Raw genomic sequence first — 13,047 nt, 5'->3', positions numbered from 1 at the left:
CTCCAATCTTTTGGGCACTGACTTTCTGATTTGCAAACACACGCTCTGTAGGAGCTGCCGAAGGCTGCGAAGCAATTATCCCGATACACCGCTATCGCAGCCTTCGGCAGCTCCTACAGATCCAATGCTGGCTAGACGACGGTCTGGTGCGCCGCGGCGATCTTCACCGCCAGCTTCACCAGACTCAAATCACTGCCTGCCGGCCCCATCAGCGAGATGCCCAGCGGCACACCGTCTTTCGTGACCAGCGGCATGGTCAGTTGCGGGGTTTTGCACAACACGGAAATAGCCAGCAGATGATGGGAAATGCGTCGGGTTTCTTCGATTTCTTCGTCTTTGGCAATCAGCAGCGGCGCGATGTCGGGAACAGTCGGCATAACCAGCACACGCTCACCCAGCAACGCTTTCCACGTCTCGGCGAAGCGTTCGCGCAAGGCGCAGGCCTCGTTGTACTGCTCATCAGTCACGGCTTTGGACCAGGCGAAACGTGCGGCAACGTCAGGCCCCAACGCTAAACCTTCACGCTCGATCAATTCGCCTTGGGCCTGCCAGGCTTCACGACCTTGAATGTAGCGAAACGCCCAATAGGCGTCGTTTAGAGAGGGTAGTTCGCCTTCAAGTTTTGCGAGCGGCCCGCAGCAGGCGCTGATTTGCGCAATCGCGGGTGCCAGTGCATCCAGAGAGGCTGAGGGCAAAAGACCAAAAAGCGCCTCGCTGATCACCAGTTGCGGCACCTCCGGCAGCGGCGCCGGGTCCTCGCCCAACAGGCATTCCCCGACCAGACCGAACACCTTGGCGTCACGGGCGAAATACCCTGCGGTGTCCATGCTTTCGCACAGCGCCTGAGTCTTGGCCAGCGATACCCTGCCATGACTCGGGCGTAAACCGTATAGCCCGCAATAGCTGGCCGGAGTACGGACCGACCCACCGGTGTCACTGCCCATCGCGAAATCGCACAAGCCATTGGAGACCGCCGATGCCGAGCCTGAAGACGAGCCACCGGGTATCCGGTCATGGGCAGCACCGTTACGCGGCGTACCGTAATGGGCGTTTTTGCCACTCATCGAGAACGCCATTTCATTGGTGTGCGCCTTGCCCACCAGCTCCGCACCCGCGTCCAGCAAGCGCTGGATGATGGGTGCGGTGACAGTCTTGATGCCGGACATCGCCAACACATGGGGATTGCCACCGCCAGTGGGGTAACCCGCCACATCAAACAGATCCTTGGCGGCGAACGTGTAACCCGCCAACGGACCACTGGCCGCACGCGGCACGTTTACATAGGGATAAGGCATCAAAGCGAAAGCAGAATCGGTCATGTCATGGACTCACAAACAGAATGAACGGGTGCCTGATTCCAGTGATGGCAACTCACGGTGTGCTCGGCAAGAAGCTCTTCGATGGGCGGGACTTCGCTGCGACAGACATCGCTCGCTCGCGGGCAACGCGGTGCGAACGCGCAGCCCGCCGGCAGGTTGGCCAGGTCCGGCGGCGCACCGGGAATACTCACCAGACGCTCGCCTTTGCGCAGCCCGTCTTTGGGTCGCGTGCCAAGCAACACTCGGGTGTAGGGGTGCTGAGGGTTCTCAAGCAACTCGGCCAGTGGCGCCTGCTCGACGATACGCCCGCCGTACATCACCGCGACCCGGTCCGCCACTTCCACCGCCGCGCCAATGTCATGGGTGACGAAGATGATCGACAAGCCAAGGGCCTGCTGCAGCTCGCGCAACAGGATCAGAATCTGAATCTGCACCGTGGCGTCCAGGGCGGTCGTGGGTTCGTCTGCGAGCAAAATCTGCGGCTTGCACGCCAACGCCAGAGCGATCATTGCCCGCTGGCGCATACCGCCGGACATCTCGTGCGGGTAAGCGTCCAGGCGCTGTTCAGGGCTTGGAATGCGCACACTGCGCAGCGCCTCCAGAGCCGCCGCCCGGGCTTCAGTTTTGGACATGGGGCGGTGCCGACGCAGCGCTTCGACGATCTGCTGGCCAATGGTGTAAACAGGATCCAGCGCGAGCAATGGCTCCTGAAAAATCATCGACGCGACAGGACCCCGCATCGCCTGCAATTGACTGCGGGACAGTTTCATCAAGTCCTGCCCGGCGATATCGATTTGCCCTTCAATGGTAGTGGAACGCTCCGAATGCAGGCGCATCAGTGCGCGCAAGGTCACGCTCTTGCCAGAGCCGGACTCACCGATCAGCGCCAGCACTTCACCGCGAGCCACTTGCAGGCTGACGCCGTTGACCGCCGATAACGTCTGCCCACCTCGCTTGAAACGGACTTTGAGGTCACGCACGGCAACCATGGGTTGTTCGCTCATGCCTGTGCTCCTCTGTGAATCAGTTGCGCAGAAGGGCTGCGGCTGTGCCCTGCCCCCGGCTGAACCATCAGGCACGCCGCCTGATGCCCCGCGCCGGTCTCGGTCAGCAACGGTGCGGTCTGTCCACAGATCGCCTCTGCATGAGGGCAGCGAGTGTGGAACCGGCAGCCGGATGGAGGATTGATCGGGCTGGGCGGGTCACCGGAAAGCGGCGAAATCAACGTGCGATGCGCCGGATCCATAGACGGCATGGAGGTCAGCAGCGCCTGTGTGTACGGGTGCTGCGCGTCGGAGAACAAGGCCTCCGCAGGGCCGATTTCAACGATCTCGCCCAGATACATGACCATGATCCGGTCGGACAGGTAACGCACCACGTGCAAGTCATGGCTGATGAACACATACGTCAGTTGCAGGCTGTCCTTGAGATCCAGTAGCAGGTTCAGCACCTGAGCCTCTACTGACTTGTCCAGCGCCGAGACCGCTTCGTCGAGAATCACCAGCCGTGGATCGACCGCCAGCGCGCGGGCGATGTTCACCCGCTGGCGCTGCCCGCCGGAAAGTTCGTGGGCATATCGACCGGCAAAACGGGTTGGCTCCAACCCTACCCGCCCCAAAAGATCCCGGGCGCGAAGTAATGAATCCTTTTGGCTAACCCCATGCACCGAAGGACCAAACGCCACCGACTGTTCCATGGTCAGGCGCGGGTTAAGCGACGAATAGCTGTCCTGAAAGACCATCTGCACCTGACGGCGGTAATCGCGTAACGGCAGTTGGTGACCGCCAACAGTCATGGCATCAAAAACCAGTTCGCCACTGTCGTGCTCAATCAACTGCATCAATAGTCGCGCGGTGGTCGATTTACCGCAGCCCGACTCGCCGACCACGCCGAGCGTCTCGCCTTTATGAACAACGAAGTTGATGCCATCCACCGCCCGGACCACGCTGCGTTTGCCCAGCGCCCCCTTGACCGGAAAATGCTTGACCAGTTTTTCCACTTTCAGCAGTGGCTGCGCTGGACCGCCAATATCGCGCTTGGTCATCGTCAGCTCCTGATTGCCATGGCCGCACGTAAACGATCGGCGAGCACGTTGAAAGAAATCGAAGTGATGAAAATCATCGCTCCCGGCAACGCCGAAACCAGCGGCTGGGTATAAATGGCCGTACGCAATGTGTTGAGCATCAAGCCCCACTCCGGCTCCGGCGGCGTCACCCCAAGGCCCAGAAAGGACAGACCTGAAGCGAGGATCATCGACACCGAAATCAGCCCGGTGGTGAACACAAAAATCGGTCCCAGGACGTTGCCCAGTACCTGAGTGCGGATAATCGTGAATGAACCCGCTCCCGAGGCCCGCGCGGCTTCGATGTAGTCCCGGTTGCGCACCTGGGTGGTCACGCTTTCGGCGATCCTCGCCACCTGCGGTACGAACACCAGTGTCAGTGACAACAACGCGTTGTTGACCCCGGCACCTAGCGCGCCCGAGAAAGCGATCGCCAGCAGTACAGAGGGGAATGCGTAGAACACATCCACCGTGCGCATGATCAGGCTGTTCAGCCAGCCGCCGAAGTAACCGGCAATCACACCGATCGCGCCACCGATGAAAAACGCAAAGACCACCGGCGTGATGCCCATGAACAGCGACAAACGTGCGCCCAGCATCAAGCGCGAGAGCAAATCGCGGCCCAGTTCGTCAGTGCCCAGCGGGAACCCCTCGGTACCAATAGGCTTGAGGCGTTTGAACATCGAAGTGGTGAACGCATCACCCGGTACGATCCAGGGGCCGAACACCGCCAGCAGCAGTAATACGAAGATGATCGTGCCCACGAATAACGCCACCGGATCGCGGCGCACGCGGCCGAACACTTCGCTCCAGTAGCCCGGCGAGCTTTCTACGGGGGCAATGACCGGTGCAGCCGGTCGTAATATCGACAGGTTCATGCTCAGCCCCTTTTGATACGTGGATCGAGCAACGTCTGCAGGATGTCCACCAGCAGATTGAGTGCCACGAAAAACAGCGCCAGCACCCAGATCGTGCCCTGCAGCAACGGCAGGTCACGCTGGAAAATCGCCGAATTGAGCAGCAAACCGGTGCCAGGCCATGCGAACACGGTCTCGACCAGAATCGATCCGCCCATCAGGTAGCCAATCTGCAAGCCCATGACCGCCATTGCTGTGGGCGCAGCGTTTTTCACGACATGGCGGAACAGGCCCCATTCACTCAGGCCCTTGGCACGCAGGCCAATGATGAACTCCTGAGCCAGCGTCTCAGCGACCTGAGCCCGCACGGTTCGCGCGATGATGCCTGTCGGGATGACCGACAAGGTGATGGCTGGCAGGATCATGAATTGCAGATGCGCCCAGTCCCACGCCCATGCGGCCTGACCCAGAGGCCCGCCACCGGTCGCGGGCAGCCAGCCCAGTTGCGAAGAGAAGATGATGACCATCAACATGCCGAGCCAGTAATGCGGCACGCTGACGCCCACCGCAGAAATGGCGGACGCCACACGGTCCAGCCAGCTGTCCTGAAAATAACCACCGACGAAGCCGAACAGGCTGCCAAGGACAAAACCGATCAGGGTCGCCAGCAGCGCGAGCCGCAGGGAATACCCCACTGCGCCGAGCACTTCAGCGGTTACCGGGCGGCCACTGGCAATCGACATGCCCAGATCACCATGGACTGCATGCCACAGCCACAGGCCGAATTGCACTGGCAGCGGTTTGTCGAATCCATAGGCCTGGATCAACTGCGTACGCAACGCTTCGGAAGCGTCCGGCGGCATCACCGACACCAGTGGATCGCCGGGCGCCATTTGCACGAGCATGAAACACACCAGCGCAACGCCCAGCAGAATAGGCGTCGCCAGCAGAATGCGCCGCAAGATATAGGAAAGCATAAGGTCGCCTCACACGGTTTTTATGTGGGAGCAGAGCTTGCTCGCGATAAACGAGGACGCGGTATGTCTTCCAGATGCGTCTCATGCATCGCGGGCAAGCCTCGCTCCCACAGGTTCTGCGCAATCCTGTAGGACCGGCTGAAGGTCTCAGGCTTCTCAGTCCTGTTTGGAGACCAGCGTCAAGTCGATGAACCAGCTCTGCGCCGGCACCACGCCCTTGATTTTCGGGGAGATGGCACGCGGGCCTACGTCGTGAGCGACGTACAGGAAAGGCGCTTCATCGACGATGGCAGCATTGAGCTTGCCGGCGGCTTCATCCAGCGCTTTAGGGTCGAAAGAGTTGCGCACGGTGGTAATCAGCTTCTCGACTTCCGGGTTGGCAAAATAGCCCCAGTTGTTGGAAACCGGCGGGAACGCCTTCTCGCTGGCAAAGCGCACCATGCCGAAATACGGGTCCATGACGGCCGCACTGACGTTGATCGCGTTAGCGCCCTGCGCAGCAGGATCCTTGGCACCCAGACGCCAGCCACTGAACAGCGTGTTCCACTCGGTGACGGCAATTTCAACATCGAAGTAGCAGCCCTTGAGGCTCTGCTGGATGTATTCGTTCATCGGCAACGGCTGCATCTGCCCTGAACCGGATGCCGAGGTCAGGACCTTGACCTTGATCGGCTTGGCCTTGCTGTAGCCCGCCTCAGTCATCAGTTTCTGCGCGGCTTCCTGGTCGTAGCGGATCTTGAATTGAGGGTTGCCATACCACGGCGAATCCTTCTCGTAGGTGCCCGTGGCTTCCTGCATGTAACCGCCCAGATAAGCCTTCAGCTCACTGCGGTCCAGACACAGGTTGGCGGCCTGACGGACACGCTTGTCCAGCCACGGCGAGCCTGGCGCGAAGGAGAACTGCCAAGGCCAGAGATGCGGCTGGGCGTTCGAGTAAATCTTGAAGTCCTTGCTTTTGATCTGATCCATAGCGTCCGGCGCGGGCGCTTCAATCCAGTCAACCTGACCAGACAACAACGCAGCGGTACGGGCGTTGGCTTCCGGCAACGGGATCAACTCCACGCGATCAACTTTGGGCACGCGCTTGGCATCCCAGTAGTCCGGGTTCTTGTCCAGTACCAGCACCTGACGCGGCACCATGCGGTTCATCTTGAACGGGCCAGTGCCTGAGGAATGGCTGGCGAAAGCAGTCCAGGCTTGCTTGGAGCGCTCGGCCGGATCCGTGGTGGTTGCTGGAACGGCGGCAAAATCTTTTTGCCAGGCCACCGGCGAGGCCATGAACAGGTTGGTCAGGTTATACGGCAGCACCGCATCCGGTTCGCTGGTGGTCAACTCAACGGTCAGGTCATCGATTTTCTTCGCGCTGCGCAGGGTGGGCATCCGGGAGACGGTCACGCCGATTTGCCCCGGTGCGTATTGCGGCGCCTGCTTGTCGAGCACCTTGTTGACGTTCCAGACCACCGCATCGGCATTGAACGCCGAGCCGTCATGGAATTTCACGCCGGGACGCAATTTGAAAATCCACTTGGTGTGGTCATCAGGGTTGACCGCCCATTCAGTGGCCAGCCCCGGCACCAGAGCGCTGGGTTTCTCGCTCTGCGACAGGTCCCATTCCACCAGAGAGTCGAAGATCGTGATCCCGGTGAAGCGGTTGCCCTCATACCCTTGATCCGGCTGACCATGGGTCAGCGGAATGTCCGCTGCAGTCATTGCGATTCGCAACGTGCTGTCGGCCATTGCCGCCAATGGCGACAGAGTGCCTATCGCCAACGAGCAGGCCAATGCCAGTCGGGTCAAACTACGTGCGCGGTTTGCTGAAGCGTGCGTCATGGCGAGTTTCCCATCAGTCAGGTAAAGAGAACTGACAGGTGCAACGCAATGGGCATACCAACTTTTTTACGCGCTTATCTCATTGGCCTGAATTCAGAGATAAAAATCAATGGATTCATAATGTTAGGAGACGCTAAAAAACTCTCAAAAAAATAACCCAAACGTTTGGGTAGTGTTGCGCAACGGCTCGTGCAATCTTTTGGTACGCCGCGCTCCATCGTGGCGCAAATGCCCTGCTACAGGCTGACAAGGGGCGACACCGTGCAAATCCAGCGGCGAAATGCGAGCATTTGCGCCCTGCTCCTCCGCGTTATGAGGCATGCCCATGAACAGACGCCCCGCCACACTTCGCGGTATCGCCCAGCAGCTTAACGTGCATGTTTCAACCGTATCGCGGGTACTCAACGGCACCCTGGACCACGCGGGTCGGGCAGCCTCCAAAGAGACCATCGAGCGCATCCGCGCCCTTGCCGCCAGCCTCGATTACCAACCCAATACCCACGCCCGCACCCTCAAGACCCGGCACAGCCGGGAGATCGCGATTCTGGTTCCGAGGCTCTCTGACATTGTGCTGGCTACGGTTTATGAAGGCATCGACGAAGCGGCCAGTGCACGTCGCTATACCTCGTTCGTCGCCAACACGCTGGACCGCCCGGAACGCCAGCGCGAACTGGCCGAGCGCGCACTGGCGCGTAATGTCGAAGGTTTGATCATCAGCGATGTGCACTGCACCCCGCAGCCCGGGTTCCTCGAAGAACTGGCGGAACGGCAAGTGCCCTTCGTGCTGGTCAGCCGCCGACGTGGCCAGCACTGTTCGATCACTTCGGACGATGAAATGGGCGGTCGGCTGGCTGCTGAGCACCTTTTCGCGCAAGGCCACACACGCGTTGCAGTGATAGCCGGTGAAGCCCATAGCAGCAACTCCAGTGAGCGCACCGCAAGCTTCATCGAGTATTACCGTGAACGTGGGATCCTTGTCCCGCCGGAATTTGTCGTGCCCGGGCATTTCGATACACAGGCTGGCTTCAGTATCGGCGAATACTTGCTCAGCCTCCCCCAGCCGCCTACGGCGATATTCGCCGTCAATGACTTCCTTGCGATCGGTCTGTTCGGTGCCATGCGTAATCGTGGGCTAGTGGCCGGGCGTGATATTGCGGTGGTCGGCTACAACGACACGCCGCTGGCTGCGCATCTGCAACTGACGAGCATCAGCACCAGCATGCATGCTCAGGGCGTACGGGCCGTTGAGACCCTGCTACAGCGTATTGCCGGAGAACCGGTGCAATCTCACCGCTTCCCGACGGTGCTCACCGTGCGCGATAGCAGCCGGTGTCCATGACACCGCGCTGTCTCGCCGCAATCACTGGAGCTGTGAAGCTGCCGAAGGCTGCGATCGCGGTGTGTCAGGATAGACGCCTCGCAGCCTTCGGCAGCTCCTACAGAAAACGCATTTCAATCCTGTGGTCTGCATATCGTTTGATTATTGCCGGAGAGCAGGTGCGGTCTCACCGCTTCCCGACAGTGCTCAGCGCGCTGTCTCGCGGCAACACTGGAGCTGTAGGAGCTGCCGAAGGCTGCGATCGCGGTGTGTCAGGATAGACGCTTCGCAGGCTTCGGCAGCTCCTACAGAAAACGCATTTCAATCCTGTGGTCTGCATATCGCTTGATGGGCGTGAGCTTGCTCGCGATTGGGGTCAAATTCAGGCAGCGGCTCCGCGCGCAGTCAGCGTCACCCAATAGCGCGTTCGGGTCTGCACCTGCAATGGCAGGCTGGCAGCGAGCAGGAACAGTATCTTGTCGGTGTCATCCAGCCGAAAGGTCCCTGTGACACTCAACGACTCCAGCGCCGGATCCCAGCGGAGGATTCCCGGGCGATAACGGCTCAACTCTTCCAGAAAGCGCCCCAGCGGCTGGTTTTCAACGCTCAGCACACCCTGCCGCCAACCCGGCTGTCGGGTATCAAACGTCTGCACGGCCGACACATCATGAGCACTCATGGTGGCGCGCTGCCCGGTCTGTAAACGCATGGGTTGGCCTTGCTGCGGCGTAAGCTGCACCGAGCCACGCCACACGGAGACCTGGCAACTCTGCCCAAACTGGCGGATACACAGTTCGGCACCGTCTGCCAACACTTGCCCCTGCTGCGTATTAATCGTCATCGCCGGAACATTGCTGGCCATGTTCAACGCCATCTCACCCTCGATCAGCGACAGCGAACGCCTACCCTGCTCAAGGTCCATATTCAGCGCGGTGGCAGTGTCCAGTTGCAGCAGACTGCCATCCGGCAGGCGTAAGTCCCGGCGCCCTCCGGAGGCGGTACGCAAATCCGCACGCAATGCAGCGACCGGTGCCTGCTGCGCGAGCAACCAGCCAGCCGGCAACAGCGCCGCGACAATCAGGGCGCGCTTTATCACCGAGCGTCGGCCCCGGTCAGGACGATCCAGGCTGGCCATGGCCAGTTCTGGCGGCAGACTGGAAAAACGCTGACGGAGGCCCTGGGCTTTTTGCCAGGTCTGCTCGTGATGGGTGGACTGCTCACGCCAGCGTTGCAGGCGCGCCCGATCTTCGGCACTGGCGCTGCCGGACTCCAGCAAGACCAGAAAGCCAGCGGCGTCTTCGGCGATCTGACGAGCCTGCGCGACGTTGCTCATAAGTCGACCATCAGGCAGTGGGTATACGCCTGAGCCATATAGCGTTTTACCGTCCGCTCGGAAACCTGCAGACGTTCAGCGATCTGCGCGTAACCGAGGCCTTCCAGCTGCGCCCAGAGAAATGCCCGGCGAACCGGCAAAGGCAACGCGTCGAGCAGTTCATCCAGTGCTTGCAGGGTTTCCAGCAGCACCCAGCGCTCTTCGGGAGACGGAATAACGTTGTCGGGCAAACTGGCCAGGGCCTGCAAGTAAGCCTGTTCGACACTGCGCCGCTGGTAATGATTGATCAGCAGGCGCTTGCCCACCGTCAACAGATAAGCCCGTGGCTCACGCAGTTGACTCAGCGGTTCGCCGTGCTGGCTGGCCAACACCTTGACGAACGTATCCTGACTCAGATCGGCAGCATCCCATGCATTGCCAAGACGACTGCGCAGCCAGTTTTCCAGCCAGCTGCGATGATCGCGGTAGAAATTTTCCAGGGTGGGCTCGAGTGCCCCTGCTACGTCCATCATAGTCAACGGCTCACTGTGGGTCACTACTTAAAATGAGAATCATTCTAAGTAGTTCGGCATGGAGCGCCAACTTTAATTTGTTGAGGGGCAGGATTTTTGAGGAGGGCTGCAGTGTTAGCCCAGAATTGCGGTGCCTGAATCGCTGGCAAGCCAGGCTCCCACATGGGACTGCTACCTCATGTGGGAGCCTGGCTTGCCAGCGATTCAGGCGTTAAGGTTTATTGGCAATTACCAACCTTTACCGCCGCTTCATCCGGTCGATAATCACCGCCAGCAACAGAATCGAACCGCGAATCACATACTGGTAAAAGGTATCGATATTCTTCAGGTTCATCGCATTCTCGATGATGGCCAGAATCAACACCCCCGCGATCACGTGGCGAATCATGCCGATGCCGCCACTCAATGACACGCCGCCCAGCACACACGCCGAAATGACCGTCAGCTCAAAGCCTTGACCAATCATCGGCTGGCCCGACGTCATCCGCGACGCCAGCACTACCCCGGCCAACGCCCCCACCAGACCATGCACGGCAAAGATAATGATCTTGGTGCGATCCACATGCACCCCGGCCAGTAGAGCAGCCTCCTGGTTACCGCCAATTGCCAGGGAGTTACGCCCGTAAGTCGTGTAATTCAGCAGCCAGCCAAAAAACGCGAAACATACGATGGTGATCAGAATCGGCACCGGCACGCCGTACAGTTGGCCGTTACCGAACACGAAGAAGTCTTCGTTGGAAACGCCAACCGCCTTGCCGTTGGAAAAGATGTAAGCCAGACCACGGACAATCTGCATCGTCGCCAGCGTCGCAATCAAGGCATTGATGCGCAGCTTGGCAATCACGATGCCGTTGATCAGCCCTACTACAAGGCCCATGGCCAACGCGGCGGAGATACCCAGAAACAGGCTGTCGGTATCGCGAATCACGATTCCGGCGATCACCCCGGAGCAAGCCAGTACCGAGCCCACCGACAGGTCGAAATGCCCCGAGGCCAGGCAGAACAACATGGTGCACGCAGCGATGCCCACTGTTGAAATCGCCAGGCCCAGGCCACGCATGTTCAGAGGTGACATGAAGTTATCGATGAGCAATGTGCACAGCACAAAAATGCCCACCGCCGCCATGAGCATGGCCCAGTCATCAATAAAACGTCGCAGGTTAAGGCCCTGACGTGGAGCCGTCAGACTGGATTCGCTAGACATACGCACCTCTTTCTTATTTTTCATGCTTGTTTTTCACCGCTGTCATCGCAGCGCGGACCGGTTGGCTTAACCACGGGTTCGTGGCAATGCCAGTTGCAACAGACGTGCTTCGTCGGCCTCGTCACGGTTCAGCTCGCCGGTAATGGCACCTTCACTCATGACCAGAATCCGGTCGGCAATACCCATGACTTCCATCAGATCACTGGAGACCACAATCACCGCAATACCGTCAGCTGCGAGGTTATGGATGATCTGGTAAATCTCTGACTTGGCACCGATATCGATGCCTCGGGTCGGCTCATCCAGTAACAGGACTTTCATCGGCATCGACAGCCAGCGACCGAGAATTGCCTTCTGCTGATTGCCGCCCGACAGGAACAGCATCTGCTGCTCTGGCGACGGCGTCTTGACGTTCATCGCCTGAATCTGATGTTTGGCGTTGCTCTTCTCCCAGCGGCCCTGAATCAGGCAGCCCAGGGTCACGTGGCGTGGACGCGCACCAATGTTGATGTTTTCGGCAACGCTGGAGAGCGGCACGATGCCTTCTTTCTTGCGGTCTTCTGGGCATAGCAGGATTCCGGCGGCAATCGCATCACGAGGAGAACGAAGCTCAAGGTTCTTGCCGTCGATCTGCAACGTGCCGGCCTTGCTGCGCGTCAGGCCCGACAACATGCGGAACATCTCGGTACGACCAGCACCCACCAAACCAAAGAAACCCAGCACTTCGCCTTTTTGCACCGCGAAGGTCACGGGCTCCTGCAAACCCGGCCCAAGCAGCCCGGTGACCCGCAGGCCCGGCCCTTGGTGCTGCCTTGGCCGGTAGTTGTAAATATCCTGAATATCGCGGCCGACCATGCAGGTCACCAGCCGGTCGTGATCCAGTTCTGCCATGTCTTCAAAAGTGCGCACGAAACGCCCGTCCTTGAACACCGTCACCGCATCACAAACGCGGAAGATTTCTTCCATGCGGTGAGACACATAAAGGATCACCCGGCCCTCGTCCCGCAGTTTGACGATGATGGCCATCAAACGATCGATTTCCCGGGCCGACAAGCTGCTGGTCGGCTCGTCGAATGCAATCACATGGGCATTGCGTGACATGGCCTTGGCGATTTCCACCAGTTGCCGCTGACCGAGGGACAGGTCACCGAGACGGGTCGCGGGGTCGATCTCGTCGGCCAGGCCTTTGAGTAACTCTCGCGCCTGACGCAACATGGCGCGCCGGTTGACCATGCCCCAGCGGCTGGGCATGTGACCCAGCAGAAGGTTTTCGGCAACGGACATCTCAGGCACCAGCTGCAGCTCCTGGTGAATGACCGCCACCCCCGCGCTGATGCTGTCTGCCGTGGATTTGAAGGTGTAAACCTGCTCGCCGATCGACAAGTTGCCGCTATTCGGCTGGTAGGAACCTCCAAGGATTTTCAGCAGCGTGGATTTACCCGCGCCGTTCTCGCCCATCAACGCGTGAACGCTGCCGGGACGCGCCTCAAAAGTGATCTCCGACAGCGCTCGCACGCCGGGAAAAGTCTTGCCAATGCCGTTGAAGCGCAGGCTGCCTGCGGGAAAAGGTTGCGAGGTGGGTGTGACAGTGGCTTGCGGTTGCATGGAACCTCCCATCATCAGGATCGAAACACT

Annotated in this window: 11 protein-coding genes; 1 reads left to right on the top strand and 10 read right to left on the bottom strand. The window is 59.6% G+C overall.

Features of this window, described 5'->3' with window-relative positions; translation table 11 throughout:
• Window positions 1-131: 131 nt before the first annotated feature.
• The 6 genes from EE949_RS11245 to EE949_RS11220 all read right to left on the bottom strand — a co-directional run bounded on the left by EE949_RS11245 (window position 132) and on the right by EE949_RS11220 (window position 7,045).
• Window positions 132-1,319, bottom strand: a complete 1,188-nt coding sequence (locus EE949_RS11245) for an amidase (protein ID WP_122664348.1) — start codon at window positions 1,317-1,319, stop codon at window positions 132-134.
• On the bottom strand, window positions 1,316-2,323 hold the full coding sequence (locus tag EE949_RS11240; protein ID WP_122664347.1) for an ABC transporter ATP-binding protein: 1,008 nt from the start codon (window positions 2,321-2,323) through the stop codon (window positions 1,316-1,318). The genes EE949_RS11245 and EE949_RS11240 overlap by 4 nt, the downstream gene beginning before the upstream one ends.
• Window positions 2,320-3,363 (bottom strand): ABC transporter ATP-binding protein, encoded by a 1,044-nt coding sequence (locus tag EE949_RS11235; protein WP_122664346.1) that lies wholly within the window; start codon window positions 3,361-3,363, stop codon window positions 2,320-2,322. Before EE949_RS11235 ends, EE949_RS11240 begins: the two co-directional genes overlap by 4 nt.
• A gap of 2 nt (window positions 3,364-3,365) precedes the next feature.
• Complete coding sequence (locus EE949_RS11230) at window positions 3,366-4,259, bottom strand: ABC transporter permease (protein ID WP_122664345.1); 894 nt, start codon at window positions 4,257-4,259, stop codon at window positions 3,366-3,368.
• A 2-nt stretch (window positions 4,260-4,261) separates the two neighbouring features.
• Window positions 4,262-5,215 carry an ABC transporter permease gene (locus EE949_RS11225; RefSeq protein ID WP_122664344.1) on the bottom strand — a complete coding sequence of 318 codons (954 nt, stop codon included), beginning with the start codon at window positions 5,213-5,215 and terminating at the stop codon, window positions 4,262-4,264.
• Window positions 5,216-5,371: 156 nt separating this feature from the next.
• A complete protein-coding gene (locus EE949_RS11220) occupies window positions 5,372-7,045 on the bottom strand; it encodes an ABC transporter substrate-binding protein (RefSeq protein WP_122664343.1) in 1,674 nt (557 codons plus the stop codon).
• A 325-nt stretch (window positions 7,046-7,370) separates the two neighbouring features.
• On the opposite strand from EE949_RS11220, the gene EE949_RS11215 reads away from it, so the two are divergent.
• Window positions 7,371-8,384, top strand: a complete 1,014-nt coding sequence (locus EE949_RS11215; RefSeq protein WP_122664342.1) for a LacI family DNA-binding transcriptional regulator — start codon at window positions 7,371-7,373, stop codon at window positions 8,382-8,384.
• A gap of 361 nt (window positions 8,385-8,745) precedes the next feature.
• Here the strand turns inward: EE949_RS11215 and EE949_RS11210 are convergent, their stop codons facing one another.
• The 4 genes from EE949_RS11210 to araG all read right to left on the bottom strand — a co-directional run bounded on the left by EE949_RS11210 (window position 8,746) and on the right by araG (window position 13,017).
• Window positions 8,746-9,696, bottom strand: a complete 951-nt coding sequence (locus EE949_RS11210; protein WP_122664341.1) for a FecR domain-containing protein — start codon at window positions 9,694-9,696, stop codon at window positions 8,746-8,748.
• Complete coding sequence (locus tag EE949_RS11205) at window positions 9,693-10,208, bottom strand: sigma-70 family RNA polymerase sigma factor (protein WP_122664340.1); 516 nt, start codon at window positions 10,206-10,208, stop codon at window positions 9,693-9,695. Before EE949_RS11205 ends, EE949_RS11210 begins: the two co-directional genes overlap by 4 nt.
• 238 nt (window positions 10,209-10,446) lie before the next feature.
• Window positions 10,447-11,412: an L-arabinose ABC transporter permease AraH gene (araH, locus tag EE949_RS11200; RefSeq protein WP_162874599.1), complete on the bottom strand. Its 966-nt coding sequence runs from the start codon at window positions 11,410-11,412 to the stop codon at window positions 10,447-10,449.
• 66 nt (window positions 11,413-11,478) lie between these two features.
• Entirely contained in the window at window positions 11,479-13,017 is a 1,539-nt protein-coding gene (araG, locus tag EE949_RS11195; protein WP_122664338.1) for an L-arabinose ABC transporter ATP-binding protein AraG, read from the bottom strand.
• Window positions 13,018-13,047: the final 30 nt, after the last annotated feature.

The organism is Pseudomonas viridiflava, assembly GCF_900602065.1.
In the GTDB taxonomy this organism is placed as follows: Bacteria; Pseudomonadota; Gammaproteobacteria; order Pseudomonadales; family Pseudomonadaceae; genus Aquipseudomonas.
This window is presented reverse-complemented; position numbering and strand designations above follow the sequence as displayed.